Origin of the sequence: Allohoeflea poritis (assembly GCF_027889715.1) — a bacterium.
Lineage (GTDB): Bacteria > Pseudomonadota > Alphaproteobacteria > Rhizobiales > Rhizobiaceae > Hoeflea_A > Hoeflea_A poritis.
The window spans coordinates 98,511-121,533 of the sequence record NZ_JAPJZH010000004.1 but is presented as its reverse complement, the minus strand read 5'-3'; the positions used below and the strand labels follow the sequence as shown (position 1 = coordinate 121,533).

Here is a 23,023-nt window from a genome sequence, read left to right as displayed (position 1 = left end):
CGTGGCTGGAGGGGATAGTCACGGTGGCGTTGGGGATGTGAGCGGCGACCCGGAGAGGGGGGATGAGGTCGCCGCTCGTGTCCGGCGTGGCGGGGGACATGCCTCTCGCCAGACATCGGCATTTTTGCTTGCCGGTGACTGTGATTTGGGCTGATGAATGTGGCAATTCAAGGACACAACCGCGAGATTGCAGTCACGACTATGTTACAGTGGAAAAACCCGTTATCCGCGTCCCAGGATTCTGCCGGGATCACGCCGCTTCAGGCGGCTGCTGCGGTCCGCGAAAGGGCGCGCTTCCATGGCCCAGAACGCCAAACAGGTTGCGCGGGTCGTGCAGATCCGCGATCAGATCAAGTTCCTCGTAAATTCCGTGGCTTAGGGCCTGTTCGCGTACGAAATTGAGGGCCGAGAAATCCTCGATCGCAAAGCCGACGGAATCGAACAGCGTGATATCCCGGGCCGATTGTCGGCCGGCCTCCGTCCCGGCAATCACCTGCCAGAGCTCCGTCACCGGATAATTTTCCGGAAGCTGCTGGATTTCGCCCTCGATACGTGTCTGTGCCGTAAATTCGACAAAGATTCTGGAGCGCAGGAGGATGTCCCGGTGCAGTTCGGTCTTGCCCGGGCAGTCGCCGCCGACCGCGTTGATGTGCACACCCTCGCCGACCATGTTGTCGGTCAGGATCGTGGCATACTGCTTGTCGGCCGTCACGGTGGTGATGATGTCAGCGCCGGAAACCGCGTCCTGCGCGGATGGGCATATGACCACGTCGAGCCCCCGACCGGCCAGATTGGCGGCGCATTTGCGGCTGGCCGCGCGGTCGATGTCGTAAAGCCGGACCTGCTCGATTCCCGTGATTGCCGCGAAGGCCAGCGCCTGGAACTCGGACTGCGCGCCATTGCCGATGATGGCCATGCAGCGGGAATCCGGACGGGCGAGGTGCTTGGCGGCCATGGCCGACGTCGCCGCGGTGCGCAGCGCCGTCAGCAATGTCATCTCGCTGACGAGGATCGGGTAACCGGTTGAAACGTCGGACAGAACGCCGAAGGCTGTCACAGTCTGCAAGCCTTCCTTCATGTTCTTAGGATGGCCGTTGACATATTTGAACCCGTAGTGATCGCCATCGCTGGTCGGCATCAGTTCGATGACGCCGACGCTTGAATGGCTGGCAATGCGCGGTGTTTTCTCGAAATTCTGCCAGCGGCTGAAATCGCTCTCGATCGCACCGCAAAGCCCGGTGAGAAATGGCTGCAGGCCGGTCCTCCGGACCAGCTTGATCATCGCATCGACGCCGACAAAACGGACCATGACAGTTTCCTCCTCGCCTTCGGTTCAATAGGACCGCGTCGGGCGGTCCATGACCCGCTTGCCGAACAGGCTGGCAACCAGGTCCACCATCAGTTTCGCGGTACGGCCGCGCTCGTCCAGGAACGGGTTGAGCTCAACCACGTCGAGCGACGTCACCAGGCCGCTGTCATGCAGCATTTCCATGACGAGATGGGCTTCGCGGAACGTCGCGCCGCCCGGAACGGTTGTGCCGACCGCCGGCGCGATCGTCGGATCGAGAAAGTCCACGTCGAGACTGACATGCAGGCGGCCGTCGGCCGCGCGGACACGTTCGAGGAAGGCGTTAAGAAGGCTTGGAACGCCGTGTTCGTCGATGGCCCGCATGTCGTGCACGCTGACGCCGTTGCGGGTCAGATTCTCGCGCTCGAACTCGTCGACGGAGCGGATACCGAACAGACACACATTGCGTGGATCGACGGTCGCATGGAGCGGCGGAAAATGATCCTCGAAACCGGGCTGGCCGGTGACATAGGCGACGGGCGTTCCATGCAGGTTTCCGCTTTCGGTCGTATCCAGCGTGTGGAAGTCCGGATGGGCGTCCAGCCACAGCACGAACTGTTCGCGTCCCTGCTCGGCGGCGTGGCGCGTCACCGCCGGCACGCTGCCCATGGAAATGGAATGATCGCCGCCCAGAAACACCGGCAACTCGCCTTCGGCGGCGGCGCGGTATCCCATGTCGCCGAGCGCTCGCGACCAGGCGATGGTCTCGCCGAGGTTGCGGATCGCGGTATTGGCGTGCGTCGCGCCGTTCCCGGGCGCCGCACGGGCATTGCCGTGGTCCCGCACGCCGTAACCGAGACCTCGTAAAACATCGATGATACCGGCCGTCCTGAGCGCGTCCGGGCCCATCAAACAGCCGGGCTGGCTGGCTCCGGTCTCGACGGGTGCGCCGATCAGGCTGAGATTTAATGCCATTTCCATCGTCCGATTCGTGTTGAGAGAATTATCTCGTCAATGATCGGCGGAAAAAACTTGGCAAATATGCCAAATTGCATTATCAATTGCGCGTTTTGATATAGATGTATGCCAATATGGACGGAACCGATCAGAAACTCATCGCGGCGCTGCGCCACAATGGCCGTGCCGCCATATCCGATCTCGCGATTGAGCTCGGCATATCGCGGGCGACCGTGCGCAGCCGGCTGGAGAAGCTGATCCAGTCCGGTGAAATCCTCGGATTCAGCGTGATTTTGCGCTCCGATGCCTTCGAACTGCCGGTGCGCGGCATCATGCTGCTGTCGATCCAGGGGCGCGGCGCCGACCGCATCGTCGCCAGTCTGCGTGGCATGCCGGAGATCACGGCGATCCACACCACCAACGGCAAATGGGACCTGGTGGCCGAACTCGGCACCGACACACTGTCCTCGCTCGATGCGGTGCTGCACAAGATCCGCCTCATCGAGGGCATTTCGGCCAGCGAGACGAACCTTTATCTCGCAACCAAGCGCAGCGCCGACCGGCCGGCGGTTTGACAGCAGATATTGCTCAAATTGCGAGACCGCCATGGACGCGGTGAAACGGCTGCGTTATCCCTTTCGCCATGAACAAGGACGATCATCTCTTTCTCATTGACGGCTCGGGTTACATTTTTCGCGCCTACCATGCCTTGCCGCCGCTCACGCGCAAGGCGGACGGCCTGCCGGTTGGCGCGGTATCGGGCTTCTGCAACATGCTTTGGAAGCTGCTTTCGGAGGCACGCGATACCTCCGTCGGGGTCACCCCGACGCATCTGGCCGTCATTTTCGACCATTCGTCCAAGACCTTCCGCAACGAGCTCTACCCCGAATACAAGGCCAATCGCGACGCGCCGCCCGAGGACCTCATCCCGCAATTCGGCCTTATCCGCGAGGCCACGCGCGCCTTCAACCTGCCCTGCATCGAAATGGCGGGATTCGAAGCCGACGATCTGATTGCCACCTATGCACGGCTTGCCGAAGCTGCCGGCGCCCATACCACCATCGTCTCGTCCGACAAGGACCTGATGCAGCTCGTCACCGATCGCGTCACCATGTACGACACCATGAAGGACCGGCAGATCGCAGCGCCGGATGTGGTCGAGAAATGGGGCGTGCCGCCGGACAAGATGATCGACATGCAGTCGCTGACCGGCGATTCGACCGACAATATCCCCGGCGTTCCGGGCATCGGGCCGAAAACCGCCGCCCAGCTGCTGGAGGCCTATGGCGATCTCGACACGCTGCTCGAACGGGCCGGCGAGATCAAGCAGAACAAGCGCCGCGAAAATCTCATCGAATTCGCCGACCAGGCGCGCCTGTCGCGCGAACTCGTGACGCTGAAGACCGATGTGCCGGTCGCGGATACGCCTGCGGATTTTCATCTCGACGCCCAGGACGGGCCGAAGCTGATCGCCTTTTTGAAGGCAATGGGCTTCAACACGCTGACGCGCCGGGTTGCCGAGGCGACCGAAACCGACGCCGCGGAAATCGAACCGGCCGAGGTGGCTGTCGAATGGGGCGCGGATGCACGCGGTCCCGATCTGGATCGCGGCGACGGGCCGGATACGAAGCCGGCTTCACAAGAACAAAAAGAGAGCGGCTGGACGCCCGGCGATCTGGCAAGGGCCCGGGCGGATGCCGCCGCCAATGCGAAGATCGACAGCGCCGCTTATCTGTGCATCCGCGACTCCGGCGCATTGGCACAATTCATTGCAGCGGCCCGTGAGACCGGTGTCGTCGCCTTCGATACGGAAACGACCTCGCTCGATGCGATGCAGGCCGAACTTGTCGGCTTTTCGCTCGCCTATCAGCCGCAGGATGCCGTCTCCAATGCGTCCGGCCCGGTGCAGGCATGTTATGTGCCGCTTGCCCACAAGAGCGGACAGGACGATCTTCTCGGCGGCGGGCTGGCCGAGGGCCAGATGCCGATCGATGACGCCTTGGCGCAGCTCAAGGACCTGCTTGAGGATCCGTCAATCCTCAAGATCGCGCAGAACCTCAAATATGACTGGCTGGTGATGAGCCGCTACGGCATCGAGGTGCACGGCTATGACGACACCATGCTGATTTCCTATGCGCTGGATGCCGGGCGCGGCGGCCAGGGCATGGATGCGCTGTCGGATCGCTGGCTCGGCCACAAGCCGATCGCTTACAAGGAGGTTGCCGGCAGCGGCAAATCCGCTGTCACCTTCGACTTTGTCGAGATCGACAGGGCGGTGGCCTATGCCGCCGAGGATGCCGACATCACGCTGCGCCTGTGGCAGGTGCTGAAGCCGCGCCTTGCCGCTGAGGGCCTTGCTTCGGTCTATGAGCGCCTCGAGCGGCCGATGGTGCCGGTGCTCGGAAGAATGGAGAGGCGCGGCATCAGCGTTGACCGGCAGATCCTGTCACGGCTTTCCGGCGATTTTGCGCAAGGGGCCGCGGCGCTCGAGGACGAGATTTACGAGCTGGCCGGCGAGAAGTTCAATATCGGCTCGCCCAAACAGCTCGGCGAGATCCTGTTCGGCAAGATGGGCTTGCCGGGCGGCTCGAAGACCAAGACCGGGCAATGGTCGACCTCGGCGCAGGTGCTCGAGGATCTGGCCGCCGAAGGCCACGACCTGCCGCGCAGGATTGTCGACTGGCGTCAGCTCACCAAGCTGAAATCCACCTATACGGATGCCCTGCCCGGCTTCATCAATCCCGAGACGGCCCGCGTCCACACATCCTATGCGCTGGCCGCCACCACCACCGGCCGCCTGTCGTCGTCTGATCCCAACCTGCAGAACATTCCGGTGCGCACCGCCGAGGGCCGCAAGATCCGCACCGCATTCGTCTGCGAGCCCGGCAACAAGCTGGTATCGGCCGACTATTCGCAGATCGAATTACGCGTGCTTGCCCATGTCGCCGATATCGATGCGCTCAAGCAGGCCTTCGCCGACGGCATGGACATTCATGCCATGACGGCTTCCGAAATGTTCGGCGTGCCGGTCAAGGATATGCCGGCGGAGGTGCGCCGCCGCGCCAAGGCGATCAATTTCGGCATCATCTACGGAATTTCCGCCTTCGGCCTTGCCAACCAGCTCGGTATCGAGCGTTCCGAGGCCGGCGAATACATCAAGACCTATTTCCAGCGCTTTCCGGGCATCAAGGACTATATGGACAGCACCAAGGCCTTTGCCCGCGAACACGGCTATGTGGAAACCATTTTCGGGCGCCGCGCCCATTATCCGGACATCACCACCAGCAATCCGCATATGCGGGCCTTCAATGAGCGCGCGGCCATCAATGCGCCGATCCAGGGTTCGGCCGCCGATATCATTCGCCGTGCCATGGTGCGCATGGATACCGCGCTTGATGAGGCCGGCCTTGCCGCGCGCATGCTGCTGCAGGTGCATGACGAACTGATCTTCGAGGTTCCGGAAGACGAGGTCGACAGGACAATTCGCGTCGTCACCGGAATCATGGAAAATTCGGCAATGCCCGCAGTTGCGATGAAAGTGCCGTTGAAGGTCGATGCCCGCGCCGCCGACAACTGGGACGAGGCGCATTAGAGGCGCCTGTCAGGCTTCGCCCTCAAGCAGCAGTAAAATATCCTCGGGATAAATGGTGTCGGCGGTCTCCGCGATTTCGGTGCGGGTCCACCAGCGGTGCTCTTTCATCACCTGTTGTTCCAGCATTGTCCAGCCGTTGCGTGAAATGCTGACATCCTGCACGTCGATGCGGAAGAAACGTTCTACCGCCATGACGGTTTCGCCGTCCGGAAGCCGGAGCGCGAAATTCCGCCGGCCGATCACGGGTCCGACATCGCCGATTTCAAGCCCCGTTTCCTCCTTCAATTCCCTTTTGGCCGCACCTTCGAAAGTCTCGCCATTCTCAAGGCCGCCGCCCGGAGTCGCCCAGTAGTCCTGGCCTGAAAGAGGTCCCCGATCGAATATGAAACGGAAAAGCAGCACACGGTTCTGCGGGTCCTGAATGATCAATCGTGAAGCGGGGCGGGTGCGCATGGTGCGTCGTTTAAACGATTCACGGTCTGCCGCACAGGCAAAGAACGGCCCGCAAGGCAAAAAATTAACGATTATCGGTAATTTCTTGACCTTTGCCGAGGAAACAACCATGACTGAAGGCGAAATGGGCAGGGAGGAAAAGCGATGAAAGCCGATGTCGGCATTGTCGGTCTTGGCATCATGGGCTCGGCCATGGCGAAAAACCTGCTGGCCGCGGGACATTCTGTAGCCGGCTATGATCCGGACGGCTCAGCGGTGAGCGCGCACCGCGCCGCCGGTGGCATAGCTCAAGCATCGGCGGGCGAGGTGGCATCGGCGGCTCCGGTGATCCTGCTGTCGCTGCCAAGCAGCGCGGCGCTCGAGGCCGTTGTCGCCGATATCGCCAGAAGCGGTGCGACCGACTGTGTTCTGGTCGAACTGAGCACCTTGAAAATCGATGACAAACGCGCGGCCCGCGATGCGCTGGCGCAAAGGGACATCACGCTGCTCGACTGCCCGGTCAGCGGCACCGGCGCGCAGGCGGCGAGAGGCGACCTGGTGGTGCTGGCGAGCGGCGATGCGGAGGCGGTCGGCCGCTGCAGGCCCTTCCTTGACGCGATCGCACGCGAAACGCGCTATCTCGGTGAGTTCGGCAACGGCATGAAGATGAAATGCGTCGCCAATCTGCTGGTGGCGATCCACAACACGGCTGCCGCCGAAGCTCTGGTGCTGGCGCAAAGGGCCGGCCTCGATTTACAGGAGACCTATGACGTCATCAGCGCCGGGGCCGGCTCGTCGCGCATGTTCGAGCTGCGCGGCCCGATGATGGTCGAGGGGCGTTACAGCCCGCCGACCATGAAAAACGAGGTGTGGCGCAAGGATCTCGACCTGATCGCGGAATTCGCCGCCGGTCTCGGCTCCCCGGCGCCGCTGTTTTCCTTGACCGACAGGCTTTACGCCGAAGCGGAGGCCATGGGGCTGGGCGGTGAGGACACGGCGGCGGTCAAACGGGTGCTGGACGAATTGCTCTAGGTCTCGGCAGTCAGTTTCATTTGCAGCAGCCGGTAGACGGCTTCGGTGTGAATCAGTTTTTCGAGCGTGTTCTACAATGGCCTTTTTTTGGGCGTTCGTACCGACAAAAGAGAAGGTGGCGTGCCAGACGTGCGGATCCTTTGAGGCCTTGTCGAATGCCTCCAGATCCTTTGCGGTGGTCCGGCCTTCGTCGAGCATGGATTGCGAAATCTCTGCAATTGTCACACGCAGCCATTCCGCATGGACAGAGCCTCCCGGGTAGACAGCGATATGACCCTCTGAAGTGATGTTTTCCATGCCATTTCTCTGCAGGAGCGCGGGGATACGGCGGCCAGTTGTGTAGTCTATGCCGCGATCGCCGGCCCAGTTGTAGAACCCTTCCCAGACCGGTCGGCAAGCTTCGGGAAGATTGCAATTGATGGGGTGAAGATCGGGCTCGTTTATCAACAGCCAGCCACCCGGTTTGAGTGCTCCGACAAGGATGCCGATCGCGTTCTCCCGCTCGGGGATATGATGTAGGACAGCGCGCAGGAATATGAAGTCGTAGCGCGCTTCCGGCAGGTCCTCCATCAGGTCAAGCCTTTCGGTGGTCAGATTTGGGCCGGAAAGGCCGGCAAGCAGATCCGGATTAAGATCGCTCGCGGTGACGTGTCCCTCTGGAACTTGCGGCGCAAGCCATCGCGAAATCGAACCGCTGCCCGCGCCGATCTCAAGGCATGTCCAGTCAGACCGCAACGGTACTTTCGAAATCTGGTACTTGCTGGCCTCATCCAGCGCCGAGGCCATGAGATCCATGCGCGCCGCTTCCGTGGGATGATCGTGTTTGAATACATATTCTGCCATCGGTACGTATCTCCCGTTGAGCATGAGGCGAGGGGGTTCCTGTCGCTGTTTTCCATTGGTCGCCTGGGCATGCCATCCATTGGCAGTTGCCCGGGCTGCCAACGCAAGGCAATACCAAACTCCCGACCGTCAGATTGAGAAGGAATCCGGATAGATCCGCGACAGGGCGAGCAGCCACAGGATGAGCGTTACGATCGAAATCGCCGTGGTCAGCGAGACGGTCTGCGCCGCCAGCTCTTCCGACTGATGGTATTGCTTTGCCAGAATGAACTCGTTTTTCGCGGTCGGCAGAGCAGCGGAAACGACCACCGCGACCGCGACCAGCGGATCGGCGCCCACCGACAGAACGATCAGCAGGGCCAGGGCAGGCAGGACAATCAGCTTCGCCGAAGCCGCCAGAATGACCGTCGAGCCGCTTTGGACAATCGAGGCCGGCCTGATCGACATGCCGACGGCAAAAAGGGCGCAGGGTGCCACGGCGGCACTGAGCACATCCAGGTAGTTGACCACGATTTTCGGCAGGCTCAGAGGGCTGATGGCATAGGCAAGCCCGAGGATGGTCGACAGGATCACCGGATTCAGCAGAACCTTTTTCAGATGGGCAAGGATTGAAACCACCTCGTCGGGCTCTTTTGGTTTGGTCGCTTCGAGGAGAAAGACCTGAATGATGATCAGCAGGACGACCAGTATGTTGGCAAGGGCCGCCAGAACGATCACCTTGTTGCCGAACAGCGAATGCAGCAGCGGCAGGCCGACAATGCCCGTGTTGGACGCAACGGCGATCATCGCCAGCATCGTCGCCGAGACCGCGCTTGATTTGAGAACATAGATGGCGAAAGCCAGCATGAGGAGAAACACGACCACGGTGGCGCCGCCGAAAGACACGATAAATGGCCAGTTCAGAAGCGCCTTTGTTTCCTCCTGCGCAATGACGACGAACAGGAGCGCGGGAATTGCCACGTAGAACAGGAACTGGATCAGCGAATCTCCGACGCCGTCTGGCAACAGTCCCAGCCGGGAAAAGACATAGCCGGTGACAATCACGGCGAATACCGGAAATATCAGCTCAACAACTTCCATGGCACAAACATCAAATATGCTTCGTCCGGTCTTGTGAAGACCGGTGCAGCAAATCACATGTATGCAATCGGTAATTGTGGATAAGCCGATGAACCGTGATTGCCGTTAAACGGCTCGGCCATGGCTGGTTTCCGCGTCGCCCGGGCCGGTCCTGAAACGATCCAGCGGGAAAACGCCGATGCCGGTTCACTGGCCGGCATCCGGACCTTCGGCCGTCATCACCGGTTTGTTGTCGAGCACATGCTGCTTGGCCGCTTCATGCGCCCGCGCGCCGTCGCCTGCGGCGATCGCGTCAACGATGGGCATATGGGATTCCGCAAGGTCGACGAGATTGCGGCTGCTTCGGGCCACATTGACCATGGTGCGCATCTTGACGTTGAGCGTTTCCCACATGCCGAGCAGCACCGTATTGCCGGATCCCTCCACGATCGCGCGGTGGAAGGCCATATTGTGGTCCGCAAACGCCATCGAATCGCCCTTGCGGGCCGCTTTTCGCATCTTGCCGACGCAGTCCTCGAGCCGCGAAAGCAGTGCGGGACCGGATGCTGACGCCAGTTCGCTGGCATAGCCTTCCAATTGCGCGCGAACATCGTAGATCTGCCGCAGTTCCTCGTCCGAAATGACCCGCACGCGCGCGCCCTTGTTGCGCAGTGTCTCGACGACGCCCATCGCTTCCAGTTCGCGCAAGGCCTCGCGCACCGGCGCCTGGCTGGTGGCCATCTCGCCGGCGATTTTCAGTTCCACCAGCCGGTCCCCCGGTTTCAGGGCGCCGGTCATTATCCGGCTAAGGAGGCGATCTCTGATTTGCTGCGAAAGGGAAGCTCTGGAAAGCGGTGGTGCGATCGACATGGTTCTGGAGTTGACGACATCCCGGTTCCGGGACCTGTTTCGGGCGCTGTGTTGGTCTCACGATATAGACGATTGTCACAAAATGCCAAGGGATAAAGCCCTGAATACCGGCAAAGTTCACTGATTTCTCGATAATCTTTGAACGATTATCGATAATATTTGACTCATGCCGGGTGCCGTGTATCATGCCCGGTAACTCGAATAACGGGATCGTATGGACACGGTCCCTTCTCCGGAACGGATGCGTGAATGGCCAGCCAGAGCCCTGTAAAGATGTCGGCGGACATGCCGGTCCCTGAGACCATGAAGGCATGGGTGCTTGGCGATCCGGACGAGTTGCGGCTGACCGAAAAACCGGTCCCGATGCCGGGTCTCGCCGAGATCCTGGTGCGCATTGACGCGGTGGCGATCTGCGCGACGGATCTGGAGATTATCCACTACGGCACGCCCGCCCTGATCAAGGGCGGTCCGCCCTTCAACAGGAATTTCACGCCCGGCCATGAATATATGGGCACCGTTGCCGCACTGGGGCCCGGCGTCGACGAGTTCGAAATCGGCGAGCGGGTGACGGTCGAGATCCACGCCGGGTGCGGCCAGTGCAAGCGCTGCCGGCAGGGCATGTACACCGCTTGCCTCAATTACGGCCTCAACTATGGAGACGTCGACAAGGGTCACCGCGCCAACGGCTTCACGACGGATGGCGGTTTTGCCGAATACGCGGTCAACAACATCAACACGGTGATCAAGGTCCCGGACACCATGTCCGATGAGGAGGCCACGCTGGTCGTCACGGCCGGAACCTCCATGTACGGCTTGACCGAGCTTGGCGGTCTGGTTGCCGGCGAAAGCGTCGTGGTCACCGGTCCCGGTCCCATCGGCCTGCTGGCCGTCGCCGTTGCCAAGGCTCTCGGGGCTTCGCCGGTCATTCTGACCGGAACGCGCGATGCACGGCTGGAAATCGGCAGGAAGCTCGGTGCCGATCACGTCATCAATGTGCGCGATACCGACGGGGTCGAGGCGGTCAAGCGGATCGTCGGCGAACGCGGCGCCGATTACGTCGTCGAATGCGCCGGAACAGAGGTGGCCATCAACGATGCGATCCACATGACCAATCGCGGCGGCAAGATCTGCCTCGCCGCTTTCCCGCATGACCCGGCGACGGTCGATCTGCCGCATGTCGTGAAGAACAACATGTATCTTTACGGCATTCGCGGCGAGGGGCGCAGCGCCACCCACAGGGCCATGGCCTTCATGGCGGAAAAACGCTTCGACGCCTCGCTCATCCACACCCACACATTCGCCCTCGACGATCTGCCGGAGGCGCTGCGCTATGCGCGCGAACGGGTCGAGGATGCGATCAAGGTGGTGGTCAAGGCGCGCGGCGTCGGCGAACAGCTTCAGGTGGCGGAGTAGCATCATGACCAAGGCGAACAAGGGAATCTATGCCGCTTCGCTGACACCGGTCGGACCCGACGGAGAACCGGACGGGCACAAGCTTGCGCGCTATTGCCGCTGGAACCTCGAACAGGGTCTCGATGGTGTCGCGCCGCTGGGAACGACCGGCGAGGGCAACTCGCTGCCCTTGTCATTCCGTACGGCGCTGCCCGCGATCTTTGCCGAAGCCGGGTTCAAACCGTCCGAGGTTATCTTCGGCACCGGCGCCTGCGCGACCGGTGACGCGATCGCCGCGACAAAAGCGGCAACGGATGCCGGCTTCTTCAACGTGCTGGTGCTGCCGCCCTTCTATTTCAAGAATGTCTCTGACGAGGGCCTCTTTGCCTACTACGCGCGGCTGATCGAAGGCGTCGGCGACGACCGGCTGCGCGTCTACCTCTATCACTTCCCGCAAATGTCGATGACGCCGATCAGCATTGACCTGATCCAGCGGCTGAAACGGGCGTTCGGGCCGCTCATCGCCGGCCTCAAGGACAGTTCCGGCGATTTCGGCGGAACCCTCGAATTTGTCGATGCGGCGGATGATTTCGATGTTTTTCCGTCCAATGAAAGCGTTCTCCTGGAGGGGCTGGGCAAGGGCTGTGCCGGTGTCATTTCGGCAACGACGAATGCATCGGCTGCCCTTGCCCGGGCGACCCTTTCCTCGGCGGGCGAAGAAGCGGCGGCGCTGCAGGAGACGCTGACGGCGGTCCGCGTCGCCATATCGCGCCATCCGCTCAGCGCCGCCCTCAAGCAGATCGAGGCCTGGCGCACCGGAGACGATAGCTGGCTGCCGGTATTTGCGCCGCAGGTCGGCCTGACGCAGGAGCAGAAACAACAGTTGAGACAGGATCTCGAGGCGCTGGAGCCGGCGAGCGGTGTTTTGAGCCGCGGCCGCGCGGCCGCCTGACGGGACGTGGCGGAGGAGAAAAAGATGGCACAAGCCAAGATCGTCGAGCAGCCGAGCGCGGGCGACAATCCGCGCGCCCACTGGCCGAAGGAGCTGCAGGACGAATACGAGCAATACAAGGACTACGGCGTTGTCGGTTCGGTGCTCGTCTCGGAGACGGACAAGGTGCGCGTGTGGCATCTGCATTTGCCGCCCGGCAAGCGCTGCACCTTCCACCGCCACGTGCTCAACTATTTCTGGACCGCCCATTCGCACGGCAAGGCCCGTGGCTGGTACGAGGACGGCCGCATCCAGGACGTCGTGCACTATCCCGGCGAGACCATGCACTTCAACTTCGACGATGGCGGCCAGTTCACCCATGCGGTGGCCAATATCGGCGACACGGACCTGCTCTTTACCACCGTCGAGTTCAAGGACGGCGCCAATGCGCCTCTGCCCATTCCCGAGGAGGTGCGGCTGAAAGAGCCTGCCTGAGTGATCCATCGGGAGATCGAGACGAGGAAGGAGAATGCATACCCGCCATTGGCGGCAAACAGTTTCTGAAACCCGGGACCGGACGGATTTTGCCGGCCCATTTCGGAATAGAGGGAGGAAGACCATGAAATTGACAGCATTTGCAGCCGCCTTGACGGCGGCGATCGGGCTTAGCGCAGACAGCGCCCTGGCCGACAATATCAATCTGCGCATCGGTTCCGGACACCCGCCGGGGGTTGTCTATGCCGGCCTCATGCAGAGCTATTTCCAGGCCGAGCTGAAGAAACGCGTCGAAGAGCGCACGGACCACACCATCACCTTCGTCGAGGGCTACTCCGGTTCGATCGTCAAGGTGACGGAAGTTCTGGAAGGCGTTCAGGACGGTATCATCGATATCGGCGGCTTCTGCTTCTGCTTCGAGCCCTCCAACCTGCCGCTGCACGCCTTCCAGGTGATGCTGCCCTTCGGAACGATGGATCCGACGACCAGCCTGAAGACCGCGCAGGACGTCTACAAGCAGGTGCCGTATCTGCAGAATGTCTTTGAGGAAAAGTTCAACCAGAAACTGATCTCGCGCATCGCCGATGGCGGATACAATCTGGGAACCAGCTTTGAATGGAACACCCTTGCCGACCTGAAGGGCGAGAAGATCGCCGGCGCCGGCCTTAATCTCAACTGGCTGGAATATGGCGGCGTGACCCCGGTGCAGAGTTCCCTGGCCACCGCCTACACGGAAATGAAGACCAATGTCTACAAAGGCTGGATCATGTTTCCAAGCGCCTGGGTGAATCTCAAGCTCTACGAGCCCGGTCCCTTCTATACGCTGATCGGCTTCGGCTCGATCACCTGGCACGGCCTGACCATCAACATGGACACCTATAACAGCCTGCCGGAGGATGTTCAGGCGATCCTGCTCGAGGTGGCGGCCGACTACGAGGAGCAGACGGGCATCGTCAACAAGGAGCGCTACGCCAAGGATGTCGCGACCCTGCGCGATCTCATCACGGTCACGGAAATCGATCCGGCGGTGCGCGAGGACTGGGCCAACTCGCTGGCGACTTGGCCGCAGAAAATGGCGAGTGAGCTCGATGCTCAGGGACTGCCGGCTTCACAGGTCCTGAAGCTGACCATCGAGGCGGCCGAGAACAACGGCTATACCTGGCCGGTCCGCTACGGCATCAAGTAGCCAAACATCTGAGCGGGGCCGTTCGCGGCCCCGCCCCGTCCCCATCCGGAACATTCCATGGCCCTCATTCGCCTCAATGACCGTATCACCAAGCTGCTGATGATCCTGGCGGCGACCTGGGCCTTTGTTCTGTGTTTCATCGCGCTTGCGGACATCATCTTCCGCGCCGTGAACCTTCCGTTGCAGGGCACCAAGGAAATTGTCGCGAATTCCGTCGTCATGATCGTTTTCCTGCAGCTCGGTTTTGCCATCCGCAGCCGGTCCATGCTCAGCGCCGATTTCCTGATCCATGCGTTCGGGCCGCGCGCCCAGCGTTTTCTTGCGGCCTTCGGATACATTCTGGGCGCCGTGTTCTTCGCCATCCTGTTTCACGGCGGCATCGAACTGGCGCTGCGCTCCTTCGCCAATGGCGAGTTCGACGGCGAGGGCGCGCTTCGGGTTCCTGTCTGGCCGGCGCGTTTCACGATCCTGATCGGCAGCGCGCTTGCGGTCGTCAACTATCTGCTTCTGGCGGCGATCGAATTGTTCGACCTCAATGCCGAGGAGCTGACCCTTTGACCGCAGCCCGTCCCTTCATCCGTGCCGGGGAGACAGCACACCATGTTTGATGTCAACACGGTGGTCGTTATCGTCGTCATGCTCCTGGGGCTCGTGCTGCTGGGCGTGCACGTCGCCGTCGCGCTCGGGATCACCAGTGTCGTCGGCATCTATCTGGTTACGGGCAAGTTCCAGATTGTCGAACGGATGCTGGCAAGCACGGCGGCAGAGGCGCTGCGCGACTTCACCTTCGCCGTCATCCCCTTGTTCATGCTGATGGGTGAGTTCATTGCCCGCTCCGGCGCGATCACCGACATATATGCGGCGATCAACCGCGGCGTGCGCCGCCTGCCGGGGCGGCTGACGGTCGCCACCGTCATCGGCAACACCATCTTTTCCTTCGTCACCGGCGTTTCCATCGCCTCCGCCGCGGCCTTCTCGCGCATCGCCTATCCGGAGATGCGGGCGCTCGGCTATCACAAGGGTTTCGCCCTTGGTTCGATCGCCGGCTCGAGCTGCCTCGGCATGCTGATACCGCCAAGCGTCCTGATGATTGTCTGGGGTATCCTGACGGAGCAATCGATCGGCCGGCTGTTCCTGGCCGGAATCCTGCCGGGTTTGCTGCTTGCCGCGCTGTTTCTGATCTATGTGGTCACGGCGGCGATCCTGTGGCCCGAGGCGACCGGCGAGCATCGCCGCAAGCCGGCGGAGCAGGGCGGGCCGGACAGCGAGACACAGGCCGCCGAAGGGGACGGGCTCAGGGTGCTGGGAAGCTTTGCCGGCATCGGATTCATCATCGCCGGCGTGCTTGGCGGCATCTGGTTCGGCATCTTCACGCCGACCGAAGGTGCCGGCGCCGGCGCGGCGGTCGCGCTGCTTTTCGCCATCGTCAAGGGCATGCGCGGCCGCGACCTTCTGGAGGCGATCTTCTCCGTCGGAAAGACGGCGGCGCCGATCCTCATTCTGCTTTTGATGGCGGCGCTTTATTCCCGCACGCTGGCAATGACGGGCGTCACCTCCGCGATCCAGAACTTCTTCCTTGAATCGGGCCTGTCGCCCTATGTCATCCTGGCGCTGATGGTTGCCGTCTGGTTCCTGCTCGGCATGGTCATCGATTCCATCTCGATCATGCTGCTGACCGTGCCGATCTTTGAACCGCTCGCCGCGGCGCTCGGGTTTGACCGCATCTCGTTTGCCGTGATCGGCATATTGGCGATCGAGGCCGGGCTGCTGACACCGCCCTTCGGTCTGCTTGTCTATACCGTCAAGGCCGCCATCGCCGATCCCGATGTCGGGGTGCGCGAGATATTCAAATATTCGATCCCTTACTGGATCATCATGCTGATCGGCATGATCTCCATCATTGCCGTGCCCGGCATTGCCAACTATCTGCCCAACCAGCTCTTTTGATCCGACGCAGCAAGGAGGAGCCGCACATGCCTGCCTATTGGGTTGCCCGTTCGAAGATCAACGACCCGGTTGCCTACAAGCGTTACACCGACGAGGTGCCGGCGATCATCGCCGGATTTGGCGGCCGGGTCCTGGCGCGGGGCGGCGATTTCCGCATTCTGGAGGGTCCCGACAAATTTCACCGCTTCGTCGTCATAGAATTTCCTTCGCTCGACGATGCGGAGGCCTGCTGGCGATCCGACGCCTACAAGGCGGCTTCCGCGCACCGCCGCGACGGGGCCGGCGAGGTCGAACTCATTCTGGTCGATGGCGGTGACGCCACGGCATAAGCGGCAAGTGCATTTTTTGGAGATCGAGATGAAAACCACATCAGTCGTCATTAACGAGCAGGGGCCGGCAGAGGTCATGCAGATCGCCGAGGTCGAGGTCGGATCGCCCGGCCCGGGCGAGGCCCAGATCGAGCAGACCGCCATCGGGCTCAACTACATGGACGTCTATCAGCGCTCAGGCCACTATCCGCTCGCCTTGCCGTCCGGGCTCGGGCTGGAGGCGGCGGGAGTGGTGCTGCATGTCGGCGACGGCGTGTCCGACGTCGCGCCCGGCGATCGCGTGGTCTACGGTCCGGTGCTCGGCGCCTATGCAAGGCACCGCAACGTTCCGGCGGCAAGGTTGATCAAGATTCCCGACGGCATAGACGATGCCACTGCTGCCGCGGTGCTGATGAAGGGCATGACTGTCGAATATCTGATGTGCCGCGCCTATCCAGTAAAGGGGGGCGAGGATGTTCTGTTTTACGCCGCGTCGGGCGGCGTCGGCCATCTGGCCGGTCAGTGGGGCCGGCACATCGGCGCCCGCATGATCGGAGTGACTTCGGGAGCGGACAATGTCCGTCATGCTGTGGAGAACGGCTATGCCGACGCGATCGACCGCAAGAGCGAGGACATTGCCGGACGCGTGCACGAGCTCACCGACGGCAAAGGGGTGAGCGTTGTCTTCGATTCCGTCGGCAAGGCGACATTCGAGGCATCGATCGATTCTTTGGCGCCGCGCGGCTATTTCATGTCCTTCGGCTCGACGACGGGCGAGGCGCCGCCGGTCCCGCCAAGCCTGCTGCAGCATAAGGGTTCGCTCTATTTCTGCCGCCCGACGCTCGCCAATTATGTGTCGGCGCGCGAGGATCTCGTTCATTCCGCGTCCAGGGTATTCGAACTGGTTGCCGCCGGTGTGCTCAAGGCCGAGATAAGCCAGCGCCGTCCGCTCGCCGAGATTGTCGATGTGCACAGGGCTTTCGAAGCCGGCGAAACGACCGGGTCGACGATCATCATGCCGTAGCCGCGATGCGGCGGCCGCCGCATCGGACAGTCTCGGCACAAAGCACAGAAGGCCCTTCCGAAGAAGGACCTTCCATCGCGCCTGAGAATAATGTTCTCGTGATATAAATATATAAAGTAGGCGCTGCTGAAATTTCGCTTCCTCTTTCCGAGGTCGCCGCCCCCAAAGGCAATTTCCCAGAGCCTGATTTGGTTTGCAACCGGTTTCAAAAGTTACTGTACGCGCATGATCAGCTCCACAACAACGGCTTTATACCGCCTATGCCGGATTTGTAACGATGCACATCCGCGATAACCTTCTGTTTACCAAAAGCTTCAACCAAATCGCAGCACTCCGCTGTTAGGCTTTCTGCGTTTTTTGCATTCGGTTGCCGGCAGGGTGGGGAACCTCTTCGGCGATGCGGCATGATGGCCGCGCGCAGGGTCCGGATCATGTGTGGGTTTAAGATTGGGCAAAGAGGAGAATCTTTATGGATTCGCCGCTTGAATGCCGTTTAACGGATATTGTCGAGAGCATACCGGCCGGTTTTTTGATGTGCGACTCTCAGGATCGCATTGTGGTCTGCAACTCGCTTTTTAAACAGTGGTTCTTTCCCGGATGCGGGCACAAGCTGAAGCTGGGCATGACGTACCGGGAACTGCTCGAGGTTTTCATAAACGAAAGCCCGAGTGCGATGATGGGCCGGGACGAAGAGTGGATCGAGCGGCGCATGGCCCGCCGCCGCAATCCGGAAGAGCCGTTTGAGCATCGCCTTGCCGACGGCCGCGTTCTGCGATCTTCGGAAAAGCGCACTGCGGACGGATCCACGATCAGCATTCATGTCGACATGACCGAACTGCACAAGCAGAAGGAAGCAGCTGACCGCAAGTCGGACCAGCTCAATGTCATCATAGAGACCATTGACCAGGGCATCAGCATGTTCGACGGCAATCTGGATCTCGTTGCCTTTAACAGCAGATGTATCAATCTGCTGGAGTTTCCCGAGGACTTCCGCAACAAAGCCGGCACGTTTGAGGACTTCATACGTTTCAATGCCGAACGCGGTGAATATGGCGAAGGGGACATCGAGGAACAGGTAAGCACGCGCGTCGAACTTGCACGGCAGTTCCAGCCCCACCGTTTCGAGCGGGTTCGTCCCGATGGGACGGTCATCGATATCCATGGCACGCCGATTCCGGGCGGCGGCATGGTGACGACCTATACCGACATGACCGAAAGCAGGCGAAGCGAAGAGGCCTTGCTGAAGCGCGACGAGGAATTGACCGAGCAGAACAGGCGTTTCAACGCCGCGCTCGACAACATGTCTCAGGGCCTGTGCATGTTCGACAAGGACCGCCGGCTCCTGGTCTGCAACAAACGCTATCTGGAACTTTACGACATGCCGGAACGCTTCGCCGAACCGGGTACCCTGTTCGATGATGTGATCCGCTTCCGGATCGAGCGCGGCGACTATGCCGGGATCGATCCCGAAAAACATCTTGAGGGCTGGAACAAGATCATCGATGCGGGCGAGGCGCTGGTGAAGATCCAGACATTGTCGGATGACCGCACCGTCGCCATCGCACACCAGCCGATGCCCGGTGGCGGTTGGGTATCGACCCACGAGGACACGACCGAACTGCAGCGCATTCAGGCGCGTCTGGCGCATATGGCGCACCATGACGAGCTGACCAACCTGCCGAACCGGACCTTCCTGCGCGAGCGAGTCGAGGCTGCGCTCACCGCGCGGGGCCGCAACAGGAACTTCGCGATCATGTGTCTGGATCTTGACCGCTTCAAGAATGTCAACGACACGATCGGCCATCCCATGGGCGACAAGCTGCTTCAGGCGGTTGCCGAGCGTCTGCGCGGCTGCGTGCGCCAGTCGGACACCATCGCGCGCCTCGGCGGTGACGAATTCGCAATCCTTCAGGTTTCCCCGGATCAGCCGAACGCGGCGACCGCGACGGCGCAACGGATCTGCGAGGTCCTGTCGGAGCCCTTCGATCTCGACAATCACCAGGTGGTGATCGGCGCCAGTGTCGGCATCGCCGTCGCGCCTTCGGACGGACGCGATCCCGATCAGCTCATCAAGAATGCCGACATGGCGCTGTACCGCGCCAAGAATGACGGTCGCGGCATATACCGCTTTTTCGAAGCGGAGATGGATGCGCGCATGCAGACGCGGCGCAATCTGGAACTCGACCTGCGCCGTGCCTTCAAGGCGAGCGAATTCGAGCTGCACTATCAGCCGCTGATCAGCCTCGAATCCGACGAAGTGACCGGCTTCGAGGCGCTTCTGCGCTGGCACCACCCGCTGCGCGGCAATGTCTCGCCGGCCGAGTTCATCCCCGTTGCCGAGGAAATCGGACTGATCATTCCGCTGGGTGAGTGGGTGATCAACCAGGCCTGCATGGATGCGACCCGTTGGCCGTCGCACACCAAGGTCGCGGTCAATCTGTCGCCGGCCCAGTTCCGCAGCGAGAACCTGGTCAATTCCGTGTTCGGTGCCCTTGCCCGTTCGCGTATCGCGCCGCATCGGCTGGAGCTGGAAATCACCGAGCATGTGCTGCTGCAGCACAATGAATCGACGCTGCACACGCTGCATGCCCTGCGGGACATGGGCGTACGCATCGCCATGGATGATTTCGGCACCGGCTATTCGTCGCTAAGCTATCTGCGCAGCTTTCCTTTCGACAAGATCAAGATCGACCGCTCCTTCATCAACGACCTTTCCAATCAGGATGAGGCCGATGTGATCGTCAGGGCCGTTGCCAGCCTCAGCCAGAATCTCGGCATGATGGCGACCGCGGAAGGTGTGGAGACGGAAACCCAGCGCGATCAGGTCAAGGCCGCCGGCTATACGGAAATGCAGGGCTTCCTCGTCAGTCCGGCGCGTCCGATCGACGAGATCAACGCCCGGTTCTTCGCGGATGCCTGCATTGGCAAAAGTCGGTTGTAGAACAACTTCGAAATGTCACCGAATCTGATTGCAAGACCTCTGCAACTGATGCGTTTGTGCCATTGATAGTTACTACGGATTGGCGTATATTATTGTTATGTGAAAAGTGCCGGTCCATTCATCAGCCGTTCAGAACAAAGACTGTAACGTCGAAGCTGTTGAAAAATTGCCATATCGGTGATTGATGGATGTGGATGGAGAATGAGATGAAGTTCTTTAGATTTGTGTTAGCTGCGGCATTGTTATGGGCGGTAAACGTCCAGATAGCTTTAGCATCTGCACCGGAGTTGTTGCTCCCCTAAATTGGCCAGTTTTTTGGTCTGTGCGGCACCGTCCGATCGATATTTTGTGTATTTTGCAAGCGTGAATGAGTTAGACACGATCTCGTACGAGTTGTCACGCGCATTCACCTAGTCAAGTGTTTTGAGCCATCCGTCCAGTTCGTTGGCAAGGCTCAGGACGTTTTTACGAAATTGCTGGTCATTTTGCGCCTTAGAGCGTTCTTTGAAGGTCAGGACCCCGCTATCTACCTTGGGGAGCGAATCTTCTGTTTGCTCGGTAAGGACCAGCGCGTACTTTAGCGCATTGCGAGCGAGTGTTGCCTGGTTCTTGGCCCAGCCTTTGTATGATTCTCCGATGTCCGGTCTTTTTCTGATATTAACTATCTGCACCTGAGCAAATAGATACAACACTTTGGCCATATATGTTTTGGTAAATGATTTCGGATCGGAATGCCCCAATTTGTCGAAGAGCATTATGAAACAGGAGTAGTCGAGGTTCACGAGCTCTGAGATGTGGCTTCGTACATGCATGTAGTGGGATTGTTTGTAATTGTTATGCTTAACGGCGTGATCCACGTAGGAGGATTTCATACTGATTCGGGCAGCAAGGAAGCGAAGCTTGAGTATGTCCCTCATAATGCCTTTCTCGTCCTCCTCATCGACCGGGCAGGTTCTTTGCGGAAACGGCCACAAGTCGACTAAGAACTCAGACTTCATCAAGGTCAATCCGGTTCCTGGAAATCTGAATATCGGAAAAAATTTCTTGTTTTTTTTGTTGGTTTGAACGTCAGGAATGGACTCCAACAAATCAATGTAAGATTCCAGATTGCCGAGTGTATGATCTAGGACAATTGTCGGTACCTGATGTGATTGGCGATTGACATAAGCGTCGAATATAACTGCCTTAACCCCGGCTATGCGCAAAAGATGCCAGAAGCTGATTTCGTGCGATTGAGGAATGTTGCCTGACGGAATCCGTCCGGATCTGTTGGAAATTCTGATTTCAAGAACGCCATCAATCCAGCGATCCAGAAAAGATATCGCAGCCAACTCTTGGCGGTTCATGGCCAGCAGTGCAGCCAATGCTATTGGGTAATATGGTCTGGCCCCAAACGACCCATCAAGTCCGTTGATGGAAAGTGCGTTTTTGAATTCCTCCAGTGTCGACCAGTCGTAAATTACCGGGAGACCATTCACATCTCTCCCCGCAGGTTTTATTTTGTTAAGCATTTTCCGCAGTTCAACACAGAGTACGGCGGATTCCATCGGGTTAGGATCGAGCGTTTCGGCGTAACGCGACGCGTGACGCGCGACATTAACGAAGGCGGACAGAAGCTCCGCTTCAATTTCGGGCGAAACATTCCAGGTGTTTTCGTCACCGGTGTCTGTAAGGTTTTCTGAAGGCCCGTCTTTGCTTCGGTTTTTCTTTATATTGAACTGAGATTGTCTAAGTGCGCCGTGAAGGGGCGTTGCGATTTCAGCCGCGAATTGCTCCACTTTGTGGTTGTGATCACTGTCTTGTTCCAGATCATTCATACAGCGGAAAATGGCAAGAAGTCCGGTGGTTTCTCCACCTTCTTCTTCTACAAAATGATTAGTTCCGACTTTATGTGAATCCCATCTTTTTCCTTTGTCTGCGTCATACGCTCTGATGTATTGATTATCGAGGTTGATGAATCCTGGAATCGCTTTGAGTAGAAAAAGACCTGAAGAAGCAGATTCTTCATTGATCTGGCGATTGCTCGGCGGAGGATTGAGTAGCCTCTGCTTGTCGCCCTTCTCGTCATCGGACACATCGCGACCGTCAATATTGGCCAACTGCAATTTGACGACGCCGGTGTCGACGGACGCGCCTCGCAGCAAGTCAAACAATGCAGATGGAGTCGTCCCGACTACAAATATTATGATTAACATAATAGCCTCAGCCTTCTGCTGAAGGCTTAGGAATTCGGGGTGCGTCACATAAAGACGCGTCAGCCATGTCGAAAAAATTAATCCAAAGATGAAGCCCAAGAGGACTTTACCAATTTCCGGACTCGTCAGCCAGTCTGCTGCCTGGTGTAAGGGGTTCGTCCATGGAGTGATCAAAACCAATACGGTGCCGACCAACACCATGCCAATTAATATCAAAGCCATACTTACAAAAATTGCGAACCAAAGAGGCCTGAACCAGAATTCGGCTATCCCTTGAAGGTCATAGGATATCCCGTCTGATCCTCGTCCTCTCATGACAAAGGTGACGACGAATATTATCCAGAGGAATATTAACGTCGATACACACGCACTGATAAGAAAAATGGCCATGTGTGCTCCTGACAATCGTCACCGCGATTGTAGTCTATATCAGATTACGGGAGTGTGAGTTTCTTCACAACCTATCCGCCAGCTGCTTTGCCGGGATTGGAGTTGTGAGGGCTATATCTGCTGTTTACCTATACTGAATAC

Annotated in this window: 19 protein-coding genes and 1 pseudogene; 13 read left to right on the top strand and 7 right to left on the bottom strand. The window is 59.5% G+C overall.

Annotated elements, in window-relative coordinates; translation table 11 throughout:
- Nucleotides 1-250 precede the first annotated feature (250 nt).
- Together OOZ53_RS07965 and rocF are read right to left on the bottom strand one after the other, a co-directional pair.
- The gene (locus OOZ53_RS07965) at nt 251-1,309 is read right to left on the bottom strand and encodes an ornithine cyclodeaminase (protein ID WP_271088887.1); all 1,059 of its coding nucleotides are present in this window, start codon (nt 1,307-1,309) and stop codon (nt 251-253) included.
- A 24-nt stretch (nt 1,310-1,333) separates the two neighbouring features.
- A complete protein-coding gene (rocF, locus tag OOZ53_RS07960) occupies nt 1,334-2,263 on the bottom strand; it encodes an arginase (RefSeq protein ID WP_271088886.1) in 930 nt (309 codons plus the stop codon).
- A gap of 116 nt (nt 2,264-2,379) precedes the next feature.
- Here rocF and OOZ53_RS07955 point away from each other — a divergent pair, with 116 nt between their 5' ends.
- Both OOZ53_RS07955 and polA read left to right on the top strand, forming a co-directional pair.
- Complete coding sequence (locus tag OOZ53_RS07955; protein ID WP_271088885.1) at nt 2,380-2,820, top strand: Lrp/AsnC family transcriptional regulator; 441 nt, start codon at nt 2,380-2,382, stop codon at nt 2,818-2,820.
- A gap of 68 nt (nt 2,821-2,888) precedes the next feature.
- Nucleotides 2,889-5,837 carry a DNA polymerase I gene (gene polA, locus OOZ53_RS07950; protein ID WP_271088884.1) on the top strand — a complete coding sequence of 983 codons (2,949 nt, stop codon included), beginning with the start codon at nt 2,889-2,891 and terminating at the stop codon, nt 5,835-5,837.
- 9 nt (nt 5,838-5,846) lie between these two features.
- Here polA and OOZ53_RS07945 read toward each other — a convergent pair whose 3' ends face one another.
- Nucleotides 5,847-6,266, bottom strand: coding sequence for an NUDIX hydrolase (locus tag OOZ53_RS07945; protein WP_271088883.1), 420 nt, complete (start codon nt 6,264-6,266; stop codon nt 5,847-5,849).
- Here OOZ53_RS07945 and OOZ53_RS07940 point away from each other — a divergent pair.
- Both OOZ53_RS07940 and OOZ53_RS07935 read left to right on the top strand, forming a co-directional pair.
- A complete protein-coding gene (locus OOZ53_RS07940; protein ID WP_271088882.1) occupies nt 6,259-6,438 on the top strand; it encodes a hypothetical protein in 180 nt (59 codons plus the stop codon). The two genes, OOZ53_RS07945 and OOZ53_RS07940, sit on opposite strands and share 8 nt — an antisense overlap.
- A complete protein-coding gene (locus OOZ53_RS07935; RefSeq protein WP_271088881.1) occupies nt 6,435-7,301 on the top strand; it encodes an NAD(P)-dependent oxidoreductase in 867 nt (288 codons plus the stop codon). Before OOZ53_RS07940 ends, OOZ53_RS07935 begins: the two co-directional genes overlap by 4 nt.
- Nucleotides 7,302-7,595: 294 nt before the next feature.
- On the opposite strand, the pseudogene OOZ53_RS26530 reads toward OOZ53_RS07935, so the two are convergent.
- From OOZ53_RS26530 to OOZ53_RS07925, 3 genes and pseudogenes are all read right to left on the bottom strand, one after another.
- Nucleotides 7,596-8,087 (bottom strand): annotated as a pseudogene (locus OOZ53_RS26530) (class I SAM-dependent methyltransferase); the annotation flags it as partial.
- Nucleotides 8,088-8,273: 186 nt separating this feature from the next.
- Entirely contained in the window at nt 8,274-9,224 is a 951-nt protein-coding gene (locus OOZ53_RS07930) for an AEC family transporter (protein ID WP_271088880.1), read from the bottom strand.
- Between the two features lie 186 nt (nt 9,225-9,410).
- The gene (locus OOZ53_RS07925; protein WP_271088879.1) at nt 9,411-10,073 is read right to left on the bottom strand and encodes a GntR family transcriptional regulator; all 663 of its coding nucleotides are present in this window, start codon (nt 10,071-10,073) and stop codon (nt 9,411-9,413) included.
- A gap of 249 nt (nt 10,074-10,322) precedes the next feature.
- Here OOZ53_RS07925 and OOZ53_RS07920 point away from each other — a divergent pair, with 249 nt between their 5' ends.
- From OOZ53_RS07920 to OOZ53_RS07880, 9 genes are all read left to right on the top strand, one after another.
- Entirely contained in the window at nt 10,323-11,486 is a 1,164-nt protein-coding gene (locus tag OOZ53_RS07920) for a zinc-dependent alcohol dehydrogenase (RefSeq protein WP_271088878.1), read from the top strand.
- A 4-nt stretch (nt 11,487-11,490) separates the two neighbouring features.
- Nucleotides 11,491-12,417, top strand: coding sequence for a dihydrodipicolinate synthase family protein (locus tag OOZ53_RS07915; RefSeq protein WP_271088877.1), 927 nt, complete (start codon nt 11,491-11,493; stop codon nt 12,415-12,417).
- A gap of 24 nt (nt 12,418-12,441) precedes the next feature.
- Nucleotides 12,442-12,891 carry a cupin domain-containing protein gene (locus OOZ53_RS07910; RefSeq protein ID WP_271088876.1) on the top strand — a complete coding sequence of 150 codons (450 nt, stop codon included), beginning with the start codon at nt 12,442-12,444 and terminating at the stop codon, nt 12,889-12,891.
- A gap of 124 nt (nt 12,892-13,015) precedes the next feature.
- Nucleotides 13,016-14,077 carry a C4-dicarboxylate TRAP transporter substrate-binding protein gene (locus tag OOZ53_RS07905; protein WP_271088875.1) on the top strand — a complete coding sequence of 354 codons (1,062 nt, stop codon included), beginning with the start codon at nt 13,016-13,018 and terminating at the stop codon, nt 14,075-14,077.
- A gap of 57 nt (nt 14,078-14,134) precedes the next feature.
- Nucleotides 14,135-14,635 (top strand): TRAP transporter small permease, encoded by a 501-nt coding sequence (locus OOZ53_RS07900; protein ID WP_271088874.1) that lies wholly within the window; start codon nt 14,135-14,137, stop codon nt 14,633-14,635.
- Nucleotides 14,636-14,677: 42 nt separating this feature from the next.
- Entirely contained in the window at nt 14,678-16,024 is a 1,347-nt protein-coding gene (locus OOZ53_RS07895; protein WP_271088873.1) for a TRAP transporter large permease, read from the top strand.
- 26 nt (nt 16,025-16,050) lie between these two features.
- Nucleotides 16,051-16,353: a DUF1330 domain-containing protein gene (locus OOZ53_RS07890; protein WP_271088872.1), complete on the top strand. Its 303-nt coding sequence runs from the start codon at nt 16,051-16,053 to the stop codon at nt 16,351-16,353.
- 28 nt (nt 16,354-16,381) lie between these two features.
- A complete protein-coding gene (locus OOZ53_RS07885) occupies nt 16,382-17,356 on the top strand; it encodes a quinone oxidoreductase family protein (RefSeq protein WP_271088871.1) in 975 nt (324 codons plus the stop codon).
- Between the two features lie 469 nt (nt 17,357-17,825).
- Nucleotides 17,826-20,297 carry a sensor domain-containing protein gene (locus OOZ53_RS07880; protein WP_271088870.1) on the top strand — a complete coding sequence of 824 codons (2,472 nt, stop codon included), beginning with the start codon at nt 17,826-17,828 and terminating at the stop codon, nt 20,295-20,297.
- 410 nt (nt 20,298-20,707) lie between these two features.
- Here the strand turns inward: OOZ53_RS07880 and OOZ53_RS07875 are convergent, their stop codons facing one another.
- Complete coding sequence (locus tag OOZ53_RS07875) at nt 20,708-22,882, bottom strand: hypothetical protein (protein WP_271088869.1); 2,175 nt, start codon at nt 22,880-22,882, stop codon at nt 20,708-20,710.
- Nucleotides 22,883-23,023: the final 141 nt, after the last annotated feature.